This window comes from Kosakonia sp. CCTCC M2018092, assembly GCF_003864115.1.
GTDB lineage: Bacteria > Pseudomonadota > Gammaproteobacteria > Enterobacterales > Enterobacteriaceae > Kosakonia > Kosakonia cowanii.
In genome coordinates this window covers 4,139,375-4,159,543 of the sequence record NZ_CP034225.1, presented here as the reverse complement: position 1 = coordinate 4,159,543, position 20,169 = coordinate 4,139,375, and the positions used below count along the sequence as shown (strand labels likewise).

Genomic DNA, 20,169 nt, shown 5'->3' with positions numbered 1-20,169 from the left:
CATTATTTCCTTGTGATAACAAAGACTTCCAACATGTCTTCATTCTGCAGCCAGTTAAGCACTTCCGGCGTGAGTGCGCTGAGAGTGGGTTTGCCGCGTAGCGGGCCGTTAATACGGTCAAAGAAAAGTCTCACCGCCTCCGGCCAGTCATCGGTATTCATTGCTTCGCGCAGAGAATGCAGTTGATCCGACATGGCAGTGATCTGCAGAATGCATTCACCGTTTTCAGGTAAGGATTGAATCAGCAGGTCGTACTTGCCGCGTAAGGATAAATACTCATCGGCAATAGCTTTGTATTTGTCGACCTTTTGCTGAGCATCGAGGGTTTTGCTATCAACATGAATCTTTTGATGCATCACTTGCAACCACTCTTCCCATACGCTTCTCAATTGGTCGCTCAGTGTGCGGTGCAGGCTAAGCGCTAGGGTCACGCAGTTGGTCAGAGAATCATTCTGAATGATGTCATATGCTGTAGGTTCCTGCGTTGCAACCACTCCATCCAGCTGTTCATCCGAGGCTTGCGTATCGGCTGCTACTTGGGTCTGATTATTCAGCCAACGACTCCACTGAGACAGCAGGTTATTGACGCCGTTAGCCACATTTTTGAGTTCATTTCGTTGACCTTCTCTCCAGTTGACCCTCAATTCAGACGGCAGAAGTTGTAGGGCCAGGTACTGGTATTTAAGGCGACTATAATGCCCAGCGACGGTGTCGGTTTTTGAGAGCACAATGCTGCATTTCTCAATAATCTGCGTGGCTTTACTCGCCTTGACGCTCAAATCCAGTTGCTTCTGCATCTCTGCAAGCTGTTGGCGTAATGTACTCATTCATTCACCCCAGAGGCGCTGATATCAGCCGCCAGATTTTTCAGTCGCTCTTCAACCAGCGCGCAGGCACTTTTCAGTTTCGGCGCGTCACCCTTACTGTTTATCTGCTTTAGCGTAAAGCTGATTTTCAATTGAATGTTCTGCCATTGCGCAAGAAGGTTACCGATACGGCTGACGTAATCACCATCCAGATGGGAAATGTCATGCCACAGCATGAAGGCATCTTTCTGTCTGACGAGGGAATTAAGCGTGAGCAGCGTGTTCAGGCTGGCCTCTGCATCCACTCTTAACGCTTCAATTTCACCCAGCAACCATGATGAGTTTCTGATCTGCTCGGATTCCGGAGGGTAATATTGGGTGCGTACCGCTTCGATAAACGTTTGCCACTCATCGAGAAGGGCAATGAAGTCATCGCTATTTTTTATATTTTCAAAGAGTTGTGCATTTTCGATCGTTGATGCTATCTCTTTGCGGGCTGTCTCTGCCGCACGCTGCACATCCGCTCCCAGCGGTTCTTTCTGGATCTCTCTCAACGCAGAGGTGACCACTCCGGCTTCGAGTGCGCGGGTTGATGTGAGTCCGGAACTTAATTCAGGGACTGCAACTTGAGAAAGCCACGCGTCGCGTGCGTCGTCCCAACCCTGAAGCGCTGCCTGCCGGGCTTCAGCCACTTTTATGCTGGAATGCGGTTTCTGATTGGCTTCGAGTCCGTAGAAACAGAGGTCGGATGGGTTAGAGTCTGCGGTACGACCGCGAGTTTTCCCTTCAGTCCGTCCGACTCCTTTTTGCGTCAGGCAAAGCGCATCGATGAGCTCCGCCGGATTCTCTTTGCCAGTCAATAGACCTAGCAGCAGCGCTTTCTGGTAATGATTACGCAGCGCAGGCTTCAGTTTCCGCGCTCGGGCATGGTTAACCGCAATCTCTGTGGTCTGAGGCACCCACCAACTTACAAAGTTTTCATAATGGGCGTAGTCTTCTATCGCCTCAGGGTAATTCAACCCTTCCTCAAGTTCGGCGTAATGCTGGATTCGTAGCACCGCAAGAGACACGTTGTAAATTTCGATTCTGCGCATAGGATCGTCGAGGTCTTTACGATCGTAGAACTTCACAATGGCGTTCGAAGGATCTGACGCTGACAGCGGTAGACTGATCAGCGGGATACGCTCGAGCAGCGGCGGTTTGTCCACCATGCCGAAAAACTCCGCTTGGGCGTATACCTCATAGCAAGTGTTAAGCCCGGCGCGAAGGCTGCGGGCAACATCTTGAGGTAAAATGACTTTGTCGTTGACCCAGGCTTTGAGGTGTCTGACAAAAGGCAGTCCTAGGTTTTGTACGAGAGGCGGAGGAGGAGAGACAGGCTTTACAGGATCTGTAATGATGGTCTTACCAGGGCCATTGCCTACGTTAGTGAATTCAGGAGTCTTGCCGTTCAGGTACTCGGCTAATTCATTCAAACCGAAGGCTTTGGCTACGCCCGATGGCAAGTGCTTGCTGACGTCATCCCAAGAGTGGTAGCCATAGCCCCACAGTGCTGCCAGCGACGCCGCACTGGGAATTCGAACGGTAGTTAACTGGCTGATTTTGTTTTGGACTTCAGCATCGGCAGTCAGGCTGGCAAGGTTCGGTGGAGGGAATGAACCACGCTCTGCTTCAACGCGACAATCACGCAGAATATCCAGCAGGATACGATTAATCACCATTCGCGGGTTAAAGGTGAGTTGGCCGCTGCTGTCACGAAGGTTTTTATTTGCCAGTGCCCGAATCGCGTTGAGGTTGAACGGAAACAGTGGAACACCCTGTTTAGGTGTAATGCCAAAATCTTCAAGCCATTCCGGCGTGTCTTCATCCTGCCATACCGGCGGCCAGTCGGGTAAACCTTGTGCCCTTGACTGTATCAGGGCAGCTGCGCCATGACGCGCCGCATTCAGATAACGGCCGCACAGTGAGACAATCCGCTCTTCGTTGTTTTCTCTGTCAGTACTTTCAATGATCCACTCATAGCCCGCACGCGTCATCAGCGTTTCCTGACGGCGCTTATAGCCCGGATAGTTATCGGTGACGGCTATAACAGAATGCACAGGGCAGAGCGTTGTCACTCCGTCACGCATACCTTCTTCGATCAGGCTGTCGATTAGCACATCTTCAATCGCCGAAATGGCGGCCATGTCTTCCACCAGGATCACCAGACGGCGATCTTGTTTCAGCAACTCGCGGCGGATCTGCTGAAACAATTCCTGGAAATTACCGCCATTAAGGTTAAATAATTTTGAAAAAAGTGATTTAAGAGCGGAGTGCATCGCTTCATTCAGCACGCCGACAGCCTGAATGCGGGCTCTTTCATTCTCTTCTTCATCTATACGCGAATGGCGAATATATTCCCGGGCGGGCGATGACAGATCGTCGATGTTTTTCTGGAAGAAAAGATCACCAGGCACCAGTTCGTAGTTTTCGTGATCCTCATCGCCGACCCTAAGCCCATCGCTCATACGGCTTGCACGTTTGTAGATGCAATGCTCAGGCTGAAGTAAGTCTTCTTTGAATTTCGGATCGGTAATGAGTTTACCAATGCCATTGCTCACTTCTTCGATAATCGCATCAAGACGATCACCGATTTCGGCTGGAATCTCTTTCCGTTGCGATTCGTATTCCTGGCCAACTGCCATCGCCTCGTTGTACATGCTTTCCAACTGATGCGACATCATGGTTAGCATCAGATCGGCTAGATCTTTTGCAGAGTGCTTCTCAGCCACGTCGTCAACGCTTTTACGCACATCATCAAAAAAGCCGCCGTGTAGGTTTTTCAGGATCAACATCAGAACCTGACGCAGGCTGGCGTTTTTCGGAATACGAATAATTTCCCACTGTTCAAGCTCGCCTTTCGCCTGCAGATGGCTTTTCAGACGGGAGTCCAACCAGCGCACCAGGTGCGATTTCCCCATCCCTGAACGGCCAATCAGTGGGATTGCGCGTTCAGTGGAGAGCAGTTGTGTAAATAACGCCTCATCACGGAGGAGTTCTTGTTTGTTGTTAACGTCGCGGCGGGTGAGGACCATCGGCTCATGCACCGCCAGCAGCACATCGTCCTGCAGTTCTTCGGCTTCGTTGCGGATGCAATGTACAATGTTCTCTAAGGACGGCCAATAGTTCATGATGCTCATTGTGCGTTCTCCCTGAGGCCGACCTGGCTGACCGGGCGGATTTCACCACCAGGCAGTTGCAGCGATAACGATGCGGCATCATCACTTCCGGTAATCAGTTGAATTTGCTGGCTGACCTCAAGTCGGCGCAGGGCCAGCGATGTGCTGGTGCTGAGATTTTTGCCCTCCGGCGCGGACCATCCCTGTTCTGCCATCATCTTTTGAACAGTTGCTCTGAACTCGCCGCCGTCCATCATTGGCATCACTTCGGCCATATTGGCCAAGAAGGTTTTGATAGGCATAATTTTCTGATCGCCAAAAATCTGCGGCAAAAAGCACTTAATCGCCCGGGTCGGGTCGGTGTAATAGTTCTGGTCCGGGGCCAGTTCCAGAAAGCCGAGATAGCGTCCATATTCCCTGACCAGTTTTTCGGTATTGCTGTTAACGATTTCGGTCGGAAGCCATAACTGCAGTTTTTCTGTGATGATATTCGGTGCCAGCGGCTCTTTGCCGCCTAAAGAATGCTGCTGCAGATTCATCAGACAGGCCAGTACCCGCCACAAAGGTTCGCACTCCTTACCTTCGGCGATGCCTTTTTCTTTGCAGGCGGCAATGGTGCATTGCAGTACACGCTGATAGAGAGGGCGAGTTTCCTCCGGTTGCGGCAGGAGCATTCCCTCGTCCATTGGCCAAAGTCCCTGCCGGCACCAGAACGCGAGATTCTCTTTGATTTTCCCCCAGGCGTTATCGTTAGCGGGCAGGCTATTTGGGCGATAGCGAGCCACAACTGCCTCCTGGGAAAGCGGGGTAGAGGCATTTTGTAAGATACGATCAAACAGCGGGATCAGCACCAGGCTGCTTCCTGGGTTTGCGTTATTGATGATTGACATACTGTATTTGCCTGATAAAAGTGTCCAGGGGCTGCGCGTTTCCTGCGCTGTCCCACCATGTTCTATAAGGATGATGTGGGTCTACCAAGTGCTGTGGAGCGATGAAAATACGCTCATAGCGTGATGCTGGTAAAACCGGCAATGCCGTGGCGGTATTAGCCACAATCACGATTTCCGCACCCTCTGTCGTAGGCGCTGCCATCTTTTGCACGCTCCAAAAATGCGAAACGGAAGCCAAAGCGCGTTCCAGATGATGAAAATCGGCTTTTTCTGTGCGGATGGTCCCGAATTCGCCGGAAACGATCAACTGACGAAGCGGTACGCGAAGTTCAGACAACAGCTCCCGAATATCCAGTTCTTCTCTGTAATACACTTTCTTTTCGGAACCAGCGAAGCGTGCTCGTCTCTTCGGTGTCGCGCGTAAAATTTCCACATCGGCCCCGACTGTCGGAGAAAACGCACCTTTACTCTGAGCCCGGCATCCTGGACATCCGCCGCAGGTGATTTCCGGGGCATGATGCTGATAAATATAAAATTTTCTCAGTATCTGGCACAGAGGAAGGCGAGGGTCGAGGATCCACCTTTTCAATAGGGTAAATGCCGCGCGGCGCTTAGCTAGTTCTTCCTTGCGGGCCTTATCAACAAAGGTGTTCCAGTATTCTTCAGAATGGTGCGAGTCGTTACAGTGGCGGATATGCACTTTGTTGTAGTACCCGGTAAACCAGTCTTGAACTGCCTGACCGTTTTCTTCTTCGTCTTTTCGTAGGTGTTCTGGCAGTTCAGGGGCTGCGAACACCAGTTCAATCAGCCCGTTGCGCTGCATCAATAGCAAAGTTCTGCGGTTCCAGGCTTTATTTCGATCACCCTGATAGTCGATATGATTGGGTTTGGTATCCAGCGAGATACTGTAACTGGCGATGTCGCTGGGCTGGTATTGCTCAAACATTGCTTTCCAACGTTGGTAGCCTTTTTCGACACTGATAAGCTTCTCGACCGAGAGGTTTTCTGCTGTCTCCATTTGCGCACTGTGCCAGACCAGATGCGCCTGACAGGCTTTGCCATCTCGCCCGGCACGTCCACATTCCTGATAATAGCGATCAATATTTTCCGGAATTGCGGCATGAATGACCGTACGGATGTTGCTCTTATTCATTCCTACGCCAAACGCCGAGGTGGCAATCATGATGTCCAGTTGATCGCTTGCCCATTGTGAAATCAGTTTTTTGCGTACCAGGGTTTCCGTGTCGCCATGGAACAGGCCAACACGCTGGTAATGCTGTTGCTGAAGTCGATGATGCCAGTTTTCTGCTTCTTCCTTCGTGGTGCAATAGAGAATAAGCGGGCGTGGGAGCGCCATCAGCAACAACTCCACGCGCTGCTGGTGCGCACCAGGGGTAGGCTCAGCATGTACGAAGTATTCTGGCTCTGGGCGGAGGAAGTTCGCTGTAATCTCGATCAGTTCGCTCTCATCTGAGCGGAACTGCTCAACAATCACATCACGGGTATTCTGGCTCCAGGTGGCGGAGAGTAGCAGGGTGCGAAAACGGCATCCGGGCTGTGCTTTTAATGAACGAATCAGCGGCTCAATCAGCTGAAAATCAGGACGGAATTCAGCACCCCACTGGTCTATAAGATGGGCTTCGTCGATAACAACGGCACCAATTAGGTTATTTTTCGCAAGGTCAAATAGTACTGGAACCAGCGACGATTTTGCCGCCTCTGGCGAACAAAACAGGACGCGCTGTGAGCCGTTTTTCAACCGCTCTTTCAGTGTCTGGCGTGTTGTGTGATCCTGACCACCAACCCAGGCATAGGTTCCTCCGTGATCCTGCTCAGCCTGACGCAGCATGTCCCGCATAAAATCCGCTTGTTCAATCGCGAGAGCTACCGTTGGGACAATCACCAGCGTTAACGAACCGAATGGTGCACTGATAGCCTGGATTTGCGTGATAAGACTCTTGCCGCAACTGGTGGGGAGATTCACAACCACGGTGCTGTTGACGTCGGAGGTGAGCAGCGTGCGGATTGCCGCCTGCTGTCCGAAGCCACGATAGTGCGTATGAGGCGTGTCGACCAGCAGATTTTTTAGCGCCGGATCCATTTCCGGCTGCAATAAGTTACGTCGGGTTCTGCGCTGGTAAGTGGCTTGGGTGCTCGTCAGGTCCGCTTCCGCAGAGAGTGACAGCGTCTGCCCCGCGACGGATTTTTCCAGCCCCCAAAGTGGGTCTGGTGTCTCCGTCAGCGTCGGCGGAGAAGGTAACCAGGGATCTTCGATGCCGCTCACCTGTGCAGTGCGAAGGGCATCGGCATAGCCGGCAAAAATATCATTCAGGCCCGCAGAAGGGTCGATGATGATGTTCATTAACCTCAGGAAGAAGGGATTTTCAATCCCCTCTTTGAAGGTAACGTCATCGGTAAAATAGGTAGTTAGCGCAAACTGCAGACGTGACCATTGTTCCGTCATTAGGCGACTCCAGATAAGATATTGCTGCTGCAGAGAATGATCGCTTTTACCGACATCAACTGGATGTAAGCGTTGGCTGGAGCCAAATCTCGCTGTTTTTGCAGAGCTTTGTCATATACCTGCTCAACCTGTTCTTTCCACGCATCAGCGGAAATCAGCTCTTCAATTTCTTGCCATCTTGTAGCTCGCAGATTGAGGTCCACATAGCTTTTTGCGGAAGAAGGGGTCTGGCTGTACTCGCTGTTCAGCAGCCCAAGCAGTTGTGGATTTGTCACCAGGGAACCGTCGGCGGCTACCCACTCCTCAACAATGCGTGGTGGTTCCAGTTCATCGCATTGACGAAGAGTGGCGTAAGGGCTTAGCGGATCGCAGCCAGTAATGAGCCAACTCATCTGGAAGAAATAGCGAGGTTCATTCAGTTCTGCGTTAATCATACGTAGCATCGCCACCGAACTGCCCCGTGCGTCCTGATTAAGTAACTGCCAGATCGCATCGACGAAAGGTTGGCCGTAACGCAAAGGATAAACCGTTGTCCCGTCAATGGCAGGAATACGTGCTGCACTCATCAAATGGGTAGAAGGCGGATTGCCTCCCTCTTTGTCGAAGCTGAGCATGCAGGTTGTCAGGAATGTTTTGAAATCTACCAGCGTCCCAGAACTGCGTTCAGCTAGTTCAAAACTAAAGCGCATCCCTTCTTCAGCATTTCCTGATGAACGGAAACGCAACCCTTGAGAGATCCATGGCGTAAGTGCTTTACACTGTTCTACTGCAATGAGATCGCCATTACTAAGCTGCTGAGCGAAAAGTGCCGCTTGCGAGACTTCTTCATCCATCGCCAGCAATTTTTCCTGCATGTTGATTTTGTTGGCCTCTCTGACCAAGACGCCTTTTTCACCAGGGAATTCTGCTGCAAGGTTTTCCAACACTTGTGGGCCTTCGAGGAACAGTCTGTTCCAGGCATCACCGATATAATCATCCAGTACGAACTGCAGGCTGGCGATGGTGTTGTTAAACAGGCCAATGCTGTTCACCAGAATGTCGGCCCACTGATTGCGTAAGCTATTGGTCACATGGTTTTTTAGTATCAGGCTTTGAACCGGTTTGATACCACGCAGGTTGGCACTGTAGCGGTTGAGACGGCCGAGACGTTGCTCAATCCGGCTGCAGGATCGCGGCAAACCATAGTGAACGGCTAGGCGACGTCCTCCGTGGAGATTCAGCCCATCCTCGCCGCTTCTATCGCACAATAGCAACCGAACGGAGTTTTGCGCCTGAGTGAACTGTAGTGGTTTGCCTGGCTGATAGAGTTCTATCGTGTAGTCCAGCAGAATGCTCATCTTGACTGACAGGTGCTGTGCCAGTTCAGGGCGATCACAGAAGACAATAGCTTTGCCATCTGGGAATTGATGTAGCCAGTCATTAAGCGATGCGGCCAGCATATTGTCGATAGCCTGTTGCTCATTTTTAGCCGTGGAAACGATGTGTTCCAATAAGGCTTGCTCATCCTTGGGCAGCCCCGTTGACGCGGTGAGAATGGCTTTTGCCCGCTGTAGAACACAAATCGGACTGGAAAAGAGATCGTCAATCCATGCGATGTAGTTCGCTTCTTTTAACGACCAATGCTGGTTTTGCGGTAGTACGGCCATAGAGCGATACTCTTCCAGCAACTCATCCAGGGTCAGTCCCCCGGTTTGCCAGTGAGATTCCCTTACGCCATTCAGTCCAGGGAAGAGAAGGTCCAGGTTCAGGTTTTTGCTTTCATCCTGACTCAGTGCAACCTGACGACGATTTCTCAGCAGACGGTGGTGGATGCGGTAATGCTCGCCAAGATGTAGTCGTATCGCTTTAATACCCGCTTCACGTTCAGGTGTTGGCTGAGAAAATCGCCCGATCAGCGGAAATAATTCTTGGCATAGCGTTGCCAACTGATGGTCATCGGGGAATTGCACCAGAACCTCATCAAGATTACGGCGAAGACTAATATTAGACACAGATGGAACTAAAGAAGAGAAAACACCGCCAAGGCTTTCACGATTTTTCACTAGTTTGGTGAATGCATGCAGGTGGTTTTCATCAATTTGGAAAGCTTCCGGATTGATACAGTGCAGCATCGACAGGAAGTTGCGCTCATGGCCATGCAGTGGCGTACCAGTCAGAAGCAATGCGTAATGTGCTTTCTGGCATGCTTGTGACATCAGTTTGAAATCATCACGCCGGTCTTCGTCCGTGGACCACGGCCAGTCGGCAATTTGGTGGACTTCATCGATGGCCATCAGGGAAGGTGATAATCCTCTGCTCAGCAGAAGGCAGGCCTCAGAATAACTGCAGATAACAACCCCTTGCGTAACCTCCTTTTGCCTTAACAAGGAGAGCATCGTCGAGGCATTCATGAGCAACTGTTTCAGCTGAAAACGTTCGCTTAATTCTTCCCGCCACTGACTGATTAGTTGGCCTGGGACAGCAATGAGCATAGTGGCATACCCGGCTTCTTCTAGGGCATGTTCACGAATAATCATACCTGCTTCAATAGTTTTCCCTAGGCCCACTTCATCCGCCAGAATGTATTTCGGCGTTTTATCTTGTAAGACTCGCCGTACCACGGCCAACTGATGCGGTTCTAGTTCGACAGCGCTGCTGGAAATGGATGCCATACCCCTGCAGGAAGCGCGTTGCTGGATGTAGGTTTTGATGAAAGAGTGTCGACGCGGAAAGAAGAAGGGGGCGTCATTGGCCTGGTAAGCCAGAAAATGTGCAGGATTAATAGGTTTATCGAGCGCTTTGTTCAATACGAAGATCTTATCGATAGGCAGCGTAGTTGCGTCATCTTCGCGAAAAATTACCAAAAACTCGCCATTGGGTCGGGAACCGCCAAAGCGGCCGCGTGCCCACCGCTGGCTTTGTGGTTCAACACAGTAAATCACTGTTTCTTCATGGGGGATCGTCGGCGTCAACTTTTCAAGGCTAATTGCAACTTGACGTGTATAGGGGTGTGCGGGAGACTCAAAAAAAGCAACTTTTGCATTGTCAGCCTCGATATCAAGGCTGACGACTTTTCCGATACCTTCAAAACTATCAGAAACAACCAACGACCCTATAGGTAATATGCTCATCATCACAATCCTTGAAATTGTCTTCGCATGTATGTTTTTGGGCGAAAAATGGACAGTCATGGAGTGAAATAAGCGGTTTCCATGTCTGAACGACACACATAAAGAAGCAAAAGCTCAGTCAATAGAGACAGGATACTGAGATAAATCCCATATTCAAGTGAAAAAATAAAAGTTTTAGTAGGTTTGAATATAACAAAGCGACGTGTTTAATTCATTATCGAGTGATTGATTTTATAGGTAAAATCTCATTTGCAACTACTTTTTTAGCATTAAGTTTGAGTTAGGATAACTTAAATTGAATTGGCGAAAAATAGATTGTTAATCCATTACAATATATGAAATATTCTTGTTAGGCTGGTTATATATAATAATGAGGATTTAAAAAAATAGATAGCCATGTAAAAATGGCTATCTAAATAAATTGTTATTCACCGCTATAAATGCATCCGGCAGTGCATGTTTCTTTCACAACTACCGCACTAAGGATTGGTAGTTGTGGCTTAATCTGACTCCAAATCCATTCAGCAAGCACTTCGCTGGTAGGGTTTTCCAGGCCCGGTATATCATTGAGATAGTAGTGATCTAGCCTATCCAAAGTGGGTTTGAAAATCGCTTTTAGTTCGGCAAAGTCGATAATCCAGCCGGTATGCTTATCGACTTCACCAGTGATCTCAAGGCGCACTACAAAAGAGTGCCCGTGTAAGCGACCGCATTTATGGCCTTCCGGTACGTTTGGAAGGCTGTGTGCGGCTTCGAAGGTAAAGTCTTTGTACAAAGTTGTTTTCATGGCGACCTCATTTTTTGTTGTACGGTATCAATAAGATGGAGAATTTCATAGCCTTTATGAGTTAGCTATCAAAACAATTGTCTTGGCAAGTTTATTCAGGTCCAGGTACAGCTAGGCTACTTTTGAATATTAACGATAATATGGAAGTGCCCAGCATAAATTTGACATCCAAACTTTAAGATAATCCTGAGCCGGGAAGCACAGATCTTGTGCGTTAATTTTTGCATGACTCTCTGATTTTAAGTCATTGTCTTTGTGCTTGATCAAGGGCGTGCAGGCAATCAACGGTAAAAATCAAAGCCGAGCGTGCGGCTAAAGGTGTTAATATCTTTGCCTAAAACACTATTCTTATTTTCTAATGCATTAGTCTGGTGTGCCTTTTGATTTTTTTTTGTTTGGGTAAATGTCTCGTATTTATATTTGAATGGCTTCAGAAAGCGCTTATTTTATCCTGTTTTTATCTGGACTTTATTTCTGTTTATTGGTGATATGTACAGGTTTTTAGCGCGATGCGGATGTGCTGCAACACACCCGCATCGCTCATCACAATCACTATTTATAGGGAATAGCAATCATGACTGACACGCATTCTATTGCACAACCGTTTGAACCAGAAGTCTCCCCGGCAAATAACCGTCAATTGACCGTAACTTATGCGAGCCGCTATCCGGATTACAGCCGTATTCCCGCCATTATTATGAAAGGGCAGTGGCTGGAAGCCGCCGGTTTTACCAGCGGTACGGGAGTCGATGTGAAAGTAATGGAAGGGTGCATTGTGCTCACCGCCCGAAAAGCCGCTCCTCAAGAGAGCGAACTGATGCAGTCGCTGCGCCGGGCCTGCAAGCTTTCAGCGCGGAAACAGAAGCAGGTGCAGGAGTTTATAGGCGTGATTTCCGGTAAACAGAAAGTCGCCTGAATATAAATCCGCTCCCGGTAAAGCCCCGGGAGCGGTTCATTGTCAGGAGGCGGTCATTCCAACCAGAAGGTCCGTTACCCGGGCTCTGAAAGCGGGCCATTTAACTCGTCAGAGTGAGCTTTTTAAACCCTTCTTTAATCGTCCGGTGAACAAGCAGAAATACTCAGGACGTACTTATAGAGATTTTTAAAAATCGTTCTCTTAATGAATGAGCGGTTAAGCACCGGTTGAGTGATTACCCCACCTCAGCGAATTATTAATGGCTAGCGGGAGCGAGGACAGACCTCATTCTGCGAAACGCTATGAGATTCTCCTGCCCGAGGCGAGACAGTGAATGTGTAAATAAACATCCTGCTATTACTAACTGACATCTGTGTCTGATATCGGAAGCAGGGAATATGCCTGACAACGTAGTATCCATCACAAAAAGAAGTTTCTCAGTGCTTTTCAGTTAACGAAAAACGAAGTAACTGCATAAAATCTATCCGCATGGCTTTTTGGGGTTATGTAAAACAACGGATAGGGAGATTCAAAGATGAGTATACGAGAGGATATTATTGACGGCTCAATGGCCTGTGTAAGCCGTAGAGGGCTGATTTATACCGAAGTCCTGGGGTGGATTGATTTAGGGCATGCTCAGGGGGCAGATATCTTGAAACTGTGGAATCAGTTTCAAATAGGTGAATCACAAAGGGATGCGTCCTACTATGTCACCTATTCGCAATCAATGGCTGACAGGCGGCGCGTTATTCGGCTGGGAAAGTACATAAGATGGCACATCAAGAAGGGGAGAACCTATCCCGAACGCCAGAGCATCGCGCTTTCAATGATGATGACATTAGCCCAAAAATTTGAAAGCTTTCAGGGAGCATTCCCTAATAATCTCGTTACTGACAGTGGATTCAGTGGTGAGGATCTTGTTTCTGATTTGCTTGGATTTTATCGCATCATGTCATGTATCAACCCTTTCCCGCTGTTACACCCGGTCAGCAAAGAGGAAGCCCTCAAGCGCTGGGACTATTACGGGGAAATAGGTTCATGGAAAAATGAAACTTTTCAGCCCCTTCTTTTCCCGGACCCTGAACGCTTCCCCAATGCCAGCCCGCATCACGGCCATTTACCTGCTTTCTTGCAAACCATTCGGCCTTATACTGACTGGAACTCAGGCAACGTAGCTATATCAACCATTAATGGAAGCTTTATGCAATCAGGAAAGGGCGCACCGATAGTATGAAAATCTCTACGAAAATTTTACTCGCAACGATTGCCGTCATCGCCGCATGCCTGGTTTACGCATGGCCCTACGTCAAAATGGATTTTGCTGAAAGCGCTAACTATACGGAGCAGGATAAACGGGAGTACGAATTTTTCACCCCAGAAGTGTTAAAGAAAATACCGCGCGTGTCTGAAAATTATCGGTTCGGGTATTCCAATGTCACCGGCCCGGATCTGCTTATTTACGATGTGACGTTTTCGGGTACCACAGATGCGAGCAGAATAAAGACCTATCTTGAAGAAAATGGATATAAGCGTCTTGGTGTCTGCGATATTGAAGGGGAGTGCTGGCAAGGCGCTGACTCCAAAACCTCTGTCTCGGTTGGTGTCGTATCGAAGCCAGAAACCGTCATTGTATCGGTGGTAGAGAAGCCCTAATTTAAATACTTCTTCTGCTAAAAAGTATAAATAATGCGGGGGACATTTCTGATGCCCTCCCATTACGCAGAATCCTACCCTTAGCCAAATAACCCCAATAACCCCTAAAAAAATTCCTCCCCAACTCCCCCTTTCCAAAATGCTATTCTGTCGCTGGATTCAGGCCGGGCTACATTCACGGTACTGGCCTGATTTTATTCCCCTTTTTTAAGTAAGGAGTAAGACAATGTCAGTTAAGAGAAAACACCTGACTCGCCACGAGGTGAGGCAAATATTGCTGGCAACAGACCGGGGGCTGCATTTTGCGCGGGATTACTGCCTCATCCAGATGTGTTTTTTACACGGGCTGCGCGTCAGCGAACTGTGCGATATACGCTTGTCGGATATCGATCTGGTGGGGCGGTCAGTCTACGTCCGGCGGCTCAAAAACAGCCTCTCCACGCAGCATCCGCTGTTTGATACCGAACTGCCTGCGCTGACGCGCTGGCTGAACGAGCGTCGCCGCTGGCGGGATGCGGACAGCGACTGGCTCTTCCTCTCGCAAAAAGGCGGGCCGCTCTCGCGTCACCAGGTGAGGTTGCTGCTTAAACGCTATGGCGAACTGGGGGGTATCAGCATCTCCGCTCATCCGCATATGTTGCGGCACGGGTGCGGTTACGCGCTGGCGGATTTGGGGCGCGATACGCGTCTGATACAGGATTATCTCGGGCACCGGAACATCCGGCATACGGTGATCTACACGGCCACCAACACGCAACGGTTTCTGAATGTCTGGGGAGATGTTTCGCAAAATCAAACATTTAGTGCCAAATCGCAAAGTAGTATCAGAAAAATTTAGGGTAGAGTCAAAATTTTTCTGATGCCTCTTCAGGCAAGACGTTATCTTGCTGTTTTTAAACCATTATTTTTTGCAAGCACGTCGTAATAATGCATTAACCTTTACTGGCAACGTGATCCAGTTGTTCACGTTGCCAGTGTTATCTTCTCAACGTCCCGTTATTTTATCTCTCTAATCTTGCCAAAAAGCGCGTTCCCTGACGTTTTATGCTGCCTTTCTCAGTTTTTAAAAATCTTCCGCTGAACTCAACACTCTGGCACTAACGGGAAAGTCTGACGCGGATTTTTTCGCCGCCGTTGTAGAGCAGGGCATGGCTCTGCGTCATTTTTATCAAGGAGAAGAAAATGAAAATGCGGTTAGCAAACACGGCTTTTATCGTCTGGATAGGGCTTGCCGGCGCGGCGCAGGCCGCAGACGGCACTATCTACTTCACCGGCAGCATCACCGACCAGACCTGCGTGGTCGACAGCGGTTCGCAAAGCATGAACGTTGATTTAGGTAAAGTCTCCGTGACGACGCTCAACGGCTCTGCTGGGTTGAAAGCGGCCCCGACACACTTCAGCATTACGCTCAATGATTGCCCCGACACCGTCACCGCGCTGAAAGTGAAATTCGACGGCACCGCGCATGCGGTTAATCAGCGCCTGCTGTCGCTGGACAGCGGAAGTAACGTTGCGAGCGGGGTCGGCATCGAAATTGCGGATAAAAATGGCTCTGCCATTCCGCTCTACTCGGCCTCGGGCGACTACACCCTCGATGAAGGCAGCAACACGCTGGACTTCACCGCCCGCTATGTCTCGACCGGCACGACAGTCACCACCGGTACGGCTAACGCCACCTCGCAGTTCACTCTGAATTACCGCTAATGCCCGACTGACGCGGAGATACACATTAACGGTGTATCTCCGCATAACAAGGATGGTGTCCGGAGAGAAGAAGATGAACAGGCATCTGCATGTTGTGCTGGCGTTGCTGCTGGCTCTGCTTTGTGGGCCGGCAGAGTCCGGGATCGTGATTGGTGGGACGCGCGTTATTTATGACGGTGATAAAAAAGAGGCCTCGCTCTCCGTCCGCAACCCGGATAAATCAAATGTCTATCTGGTGCAGAGCTGGGTTGATAACGGTGAGCAGGGTCGCAAAGCGCCCTTTATCGTCACGCCGCCGCTGTTTCGCATCAACGCGGATGAAGAGAACCTGCTGCGCATCATCCGCACGGGCGGCGCGCTGGCGCAGGATCGCGAGTCGGTGTTCTGGCTGAACGTTAAATCGATTCCCGCCATGGATGACAGCGTTGCGCGCATCAACATGCTGCAGGTGGTGATCAAATCGCGCATCAAGCTTTTCTACCGCCCCGGCGGGCTGCCGGGCGAGCCGGGAAGCGCTTATCAGAATCTGCGGTTCACGCATCGCGGCAATCGCCTGACCGTCACCAATCCCACGCCCTATTACGTCACGCTCTTCACCCTGAAAGTGGACGGAAAAGAGGTTAAGGACGTTGATATGGTGCCGCCCCTGGGCAACGCCAGCTTTACGCTACCCTCGGCGGCGGTCTCGCGCGTCAGCTGGCAGGCGATCAGCGATTACGGCGGCGTCAGCCGGGTTGAACATCGGCCGCTCTGAGATGACGGTGATGAAAACCCCGACTTCGCGGCAGCGGGCGTTGTTACCGGCACTGGTGCCGATAGTGCTGCTGCTGCCCGGCTACCTGCGCCATGCGGACGCGCGCGAGATCTTTAATCTTCATGCGCTGGAGCTTGATAACCCGGGCCAGCCGGTAGCCGATCTCGCCTTCTTTGCTGAACCGGACGGTCAGTTGCCGGGCACCTACCGCGTGACTGTCTATGTGAATGGTGAAAAGCAGGGGGAGGCGCAGGATATTGCTTTTATCGTGGGCACAGACAAGCGACTGCATGCGCAGATCACGCCCGCGATGCTGCGGGGCTGGGGAGTGAGAATCGACGCCTTTCCCGGGCTGGCGGCGCTGTCGCCGGAGGCACCGCTTGAGGATATCGACCATTACATCCCGATGGCCGCTGCCGAACTGCGGTTCAGCCAGTTAAGGCTCAACGTTAGCCTGCCGCAGGCTGCGATGGATGCGCATGCCAGAGGCGATGTTGATCCCGCCGAGTGGGACGAGGGAGTGACCGCCGCGCTGCTGAACTATAGCCTCAGCGGTAGCCATCGCTGGCTTGATGTAGGTAAAGGCTCGCGCGACAGCTATTACGCCAGCCTGCAAAGCGGGGTGAACCTCGGGGCGTGGCGGCTGCGTAACGACTCGACCGGGCATTACGCCAGCGACCAGGGCAGCCGCTGGGCGTCGATTAACACCTATCTGCAACGCAACATCAAAGGGCTGAAGGGGCAGCTGACTCTTGGCGACAGCTACACGACCTCGGAGATCTTCGACAGCGTGCAGTTTCGCGGCGCGCAGCTCGCCTCTGACGACAACATGCTGCCGGACAGCCTGCGCGGCTTTGCCCCGGTGATCCGCGGCATCGCCCAGTCCAGTGCGCAGGTGACCATCAGGCAGAATGATTACATCATCTACCAGAGCTACGTCGCGCCCGGGGCGTTTGTTATCCGCGATCTCTATCCCACTTCCGGCAGTGGCGATCTCACCGTCACCATCAAAGAGGCGGACGGCAGCGAACGCACTTTTACCCAGCCCTTCTCGGCGGTGCCGATTATGCAGCGCGAAGGTCGCCTGAAATATGCTTTGACTGCCGGGAAGTATCGCAGCGGTAACAGAACCAGCGATGAGCCAGCCTTCGGTCAGGCGACGGCTATCTACGGCTTGCCGCGCGCCGTTACCCTTTTTGGCGGCGCGATCGCAGCGCAAAATTACCACGCCGGGGCGGCAGGGCTCGGTTTTGGGCTTGGCGATCTCGGCTCCCTGTCCGCCGATATGTCGGTTGCCCAGAGCACGCTGAACCGCAACGACGCTCACCACGGCCACTCCTACCGGCTGCAATATGCAAAGGATTTTCAGGCCACCGATACCCGCTTCACCCTTGCGGCGTACCGCTACTCCACCGCCGGGTTTTACACCTTTCAGGAGGCGAACGATCGGCGCATCGAGGGCAATCAGCACTGGCGAGGAGGGAACCACAAGCGGCAGAAGCTTCAGCTCGATCTCAGCCAGAGCGTGGGGGATTACGGCTCGCTTTATCTCTCCGGTTATCAGCAGAGTTTCTGGCAGGAGGAGGGCTACGAACGCACGCTAAGCACCGGCTGGAGCGGTAATTTCAGTGGCATCAGTTACAACCTCGCCTACAGCTATAACACCTATCCGGCTCGCGTACAGCCCGCAGAGCAGCAGCTGGCCTTCAGCGTCCAGGTGCCGCTCAGCCGTTTTCTGCCCAACGCGTGGGCGAGCTACAGCCTGAACAGCGCACGGCACGGCAATACCCGCCAGCAGGTGGGGCTCAGCGGTACGACGCTTGCCGACAACAACCTGAGCTACAGCATCCAGCAGAGCCACAGTTATCACGGCGCGGGCAGTGCGGGGAGTCTCAGCGCCGGTTACAAAGGCGGGCAGGGTGAGATAAGCGGCGGCTACAACTATGACGCGCACTTTCAGCAGATTAACTACGGTCTGAAAGGCGGCGTGGTTGCCCATCCGCACGGCATAACTCTCTCCCAGCCGCTGGGCCAGACGCTGGCCGTGCTGAAAGCGCCGGACGCTCGTGATGCGAAAGTGCAGAACAACACCGGTCTTTACACCGACCGGCGTGGCTATGCGGTTGTGCCTTATGTCACGCCGTACCGGAAAAACCGCCTGGTGCTGGATACCACTACCCTTGGCGATGAGGTGGATATCGATAGCGCAGTGCAAACCGTTACCCCGACGCAAGGGGCCGTGGTGATGGCGAACTTCAACACCCGGGTCGGGTGGCGCGTGCTGATGAAGCTCTCTTATCAGGGGCGACCGGTGCCGTTCGGCGCTCAGGCAACGCTTAAAGAGGGGAGCAGCGGCATCGTCGGCGATGACGGCGTGGTCTATCTCGCGGGCGTGCCGGATGAAGGGAAACTTAAGGTGAAATGGAACGCGGATCAGCAGTGTGAAGTCCATTTTCGCCTGCCGGACAACGTCGGCAACAGCCCAGTAATTGAAACAGAACAGGAGTGCCTGGCATGACGCGGTTCGTAAAATCACTCTCCGGCCTGCTGGTGATCTGGTCCCTCTCCGGCGGCGCGAAGGCCGCCTGCGGTTTTGCCAGCAATCTGGCGGGTGAGATCGGCAATGCCATCAGCTTCGGCAACGTCTCGGTACAACGTGATACGCCTGTCGGTATCGTGATTGCGACGGCAGTTACGAGTGCCTATAACGGCGGGAACAACATCGCCGGATGTAATGAGAGCTGGGTTTACCGCTGGGAGATGAGCCAGTGGCGCGCTCAGAGCGCCATCGGAAACAGAATTTATGCAACGAATTTGCCCGGTGTGGGGATTCGCTTAACCAATATCGGATCCCGAAAACAGCTGCCTTACGATCAGCGCGTGCCGCCGAACACCAGTGTCTATATCGGTGCCGGTATGAAAGCGGAATTAATCAAAACCGGCGCGATCACGCCGGGAACATTGACCCCCGGCGTGCTGGCGCGCGCCTCAATTGACAGCCGCTTCTATTTTGCCAATGTCATGCTGGGCGGCACCAACACGGTTACCACCACGGCCTGCACGATCCTGACACCGGAGCTCTATGTGCTGCTGGGCGACCATGAAAAATCGAACTTTTATGGCCCCGGCGCCTATACCGAATGGAAAGATTTCTGGATTGAGCTGGAGTGCGATAAAGACGCCCGTATCTACGTCCAGGTCGACGCAGAACAGCATCCCTCAAACGTGCCGGGCGTGATGAATCTGGACAGCGCGCCTGGCGATATCGCGGCAACGGGCGTCGGTGTGCAGCTCTATTTCGCGCCCGACGATCGGGCGGTGCGTTTTGGGCAGCGCAGGATTTACTACACCTCGCCCGGCGGCGGCACCGAGACCGTCCAGTTTAAAGCTCGCTATTACCAGACTGCCCCTCGCGTCAGCGCAGGTGTCGCCAGTGCAACAGCGACCTTTACCTTAACTTACCGGTAAGTGCTCGGAGTAAATGGCGCGGTAAGAGAAAAGCCTATTTAAAAACTAGAGCGAGTCAGCGTCAGCGTCCGTGTTTGCGGATCCCGGGTAATAACAAAGTAGGGCGTGTTTTCCCCTTCGCGCTGCCAACTTTCCAGCAGGCCTTCACGCTTTACGCTGGCGTATCCCAGTGAGGTTAAATAATTTCTGATAACGGTTATGTCAGCGCCCGGGCCGTAAACAATGCTGCTGTCCCTTGGCTGAGTGCCATCCTCGGCGGTGAAGGTGAAGTGATATTTCTCCGAGGCTCTCGGCGCATGGCGAATGTCGCTGTCGGTGTAAAGATAATAGGCCCACAGGTTTGCCTGGGTATAACCTTCGTGGCGCTCTGCAACTTTCTGCATGCTGCAATCAATCAGCACAAAGCCAATGATGACCAGCAGAATAAGCATTGACGCTCTTTTTAGTTTATTCACTTGT

The 20,169-nt window shown here is 51.7% G+C and carries 15 protein-coding genes; 8 read left to right on the top strand and 7 right to left on the bottom strand.

The annotated features are described in order from the left end of the window. Nucleotides 1-2: 2 nt before the first annotated feature. The 6 genes from EH164_RS19615 to queD form a co-directional block, all read right to left on the bottom strand. Complete coding sequence (locus EH164_RS19615) at nucleotides 3-827, bottom strand: hypothetical protein (protein ID WP_124970239.1); 825 nt, start codon at nucleotides 825-827, stop codon at nucleotides 3-5. Next, a complete protein-coding gene (dpdH, locus tag EH164_RS19610) occupies nucleotides 824-3,985 on the bottom strand; it encodes a protein DpdH (protein WP_124970236.1) in 3,162 nt (1,053 codons plus the stop codon). Before dpdH ends, EH164_RS19615 begins: the two co-directional genes overlap by 4 nt. Beyond that, entirely contained in the window at nucleotides 3,982-4,854 is an 873-nt protein-coding gene (dpdG, locus tag EH164_RS19605) for a protein DpdG (protein WP_206430683.1), read from the bottom strand. Before dpdG ends, dpdH begins: the two co-directional genes overlap by 4 nt. Beyond that, nucleotides 4,838-7,318 (bottom strand): protein DpdF, encoded by a 2,481-nt coding sequence (gene dpdF / locus EH164_RS19600; RefSeq protein ID WP_124970233.1) that lies wholly within the window; start codon nucleotides 7,316-7,318, stop codon nucleotides 4,838-4,840. The genes dpdG and dpdF overlap by 17 nt, the downstream gene beginning before the upstream one ends. Beyond that, nucleotides 7,318-10,431: a protein DpdE gene (gene dpdE / locus EH164_RS19595; RefSeq protein WP_241174982.1), complete on the bottom strand. Its 3,114-nt coding sequence runs from the start codon at nucleotides 10,429-10,431 to the stop codon at nucleotides 7,318-7,320. Before dpdE ends, dpdF begins: the two co-directional genes overlap by 1 nt. Before the next feature lie 421 nt (nucleotides 10,432-10,852). Further along, nucleotides 10,853-11,215: a 6-carboxytetrahydropterin synthase QueD gene (gene queD / locus EH164_RS19590; RefSeq protein ID WP_124970230.1), complete on the bottom strand. Its 363-nt coding sequence runs from the start codon at nucleotides 11,213-11,215 to the stop codon at nucleotides 10,853-10,855. Nucleotides 11,216-11,789: 574 nt separating this feature from the next. On the opposite strand from queD, the gene symE reads away from it, so the two are divergent. The 8 genes from symE (at nucleotide 11,790) to EH164_RS19550 (ending at nucleotide 19,710) form a co-directional block, all read left to right on the top strand. Next, nucleotides 11,790-12,131: an endoribonuclease SymE gene (gene symE / locus EH164_RS19585; RefSeq protein WP_124970227.1), complete on the top strand. Its 342-nt coding sequence runs from the start codon at nucleotides 11,790-11,792 to the stop codon at nucleotides 12,129-12,131. A 535-nt stretch (nucleotides 12,132-12,666) separates the two neighbouring features. Then, entirely contained in the window at nucleotides 12,667-13,365 is a 699-nt protein-coding gene (locus EH164_RS19580) for a hypothetical protein (protein WP_124970224.1), read from the top strand. Further along, nucleotides 13,362-13,784 carry a hypothetical protein gene (locus tag EH164_RS19575; RefSeq protein WP_124970221.1) on the top strand — a complete coding sequence of 141 codons (423 nt, stop codon included), beginning with the start codon at nucleotides 13,362-13,364 and terminating at the stop codon, nucleotides 13,782-13,784. Before EH164_RS19580 ends, EH164_RS19575 begins: the two co-directional genes overlap by 4 nt. A gap of 226 nt (nucleotides 13,785-14,010) precedes the next feature. Continuing rightward, nucleotides 14,011-14,622: a tyrosine-type DNA invertase gene (locus tag EH164_RS19570; RefSeq protein ID WP_124970218.1), complete on the top strand. Its 612-nt coding sequence runs from the start codon at nucleotides 14,011-14,013 to the stop codon at nucleotides 14,620-14,622. A gap of 344 nt (nucleotides 14,623-14,966) precedes the next feature. Then, nucleotides 14,967-15,488 (top strand): fimbrial protein, encoded by a 522-nt coding sequence (locus EH164_RS19565; protein WP_124970215.1) that lies wholly within the window; start codon nucleotides 14,967-14,969, stop codon nucleotides 15,486-15,488. A gap of 73 nt (nucleotides 15,489-15,561) precedes the next feature. Then, a complete protein-coding gene (locus tag EH164_RS19560) occupies nucleotides 15,562-16,242 on the top strand; it encodes a molecular chaperone (protein WP_124970212.1) in 681 nt (226 codons plus the stop codon). Between the two features lie 10 nt (nucleotides 16,243-16,252). After that, entirely contained in the window at nucleotides 16,253-18,760 is a 2,508-nt protein-coding gene (locus EH164_RS19555) for a fimbria/pilus outer membrane usher protein (protein WP_124970209.1), read from the top strand. After that, nucleotides 18,757-19,710, top strand: a complete 954-nt coding sequence (locus EH164_RS19550; RefSeq protein WP_124970206.1) for a fimbrial protein — start codon at nucleotides 18,757-18,759, stop codon at nucleotides 19,708-19,710. Before EH164_RS19555 ends, EH164_RS19550 begins: the two co-directional genes overlap by 4 nt. A gap of 38 nt (nucleotides 19,711-19,748) precedes the next feature. Here the strand turns inward: EH164_RS19550 and EH164_RS19545 are convergent, their stop codons facing one another. Beyond that, nucleotides 19,749-20,165, bottom strand: a complete 417-nt coding sequence (locus EH164_RS19545; RefSeq protein ID WP_124970203.1) for a hypothetical protein — start codon at nucleotides 20,163-20,165, stop codon at nucleotides 19,749-19,751. Between the last annotated feature and the right edge of the window lie 4 nt (nucleotides 20,166-20,169).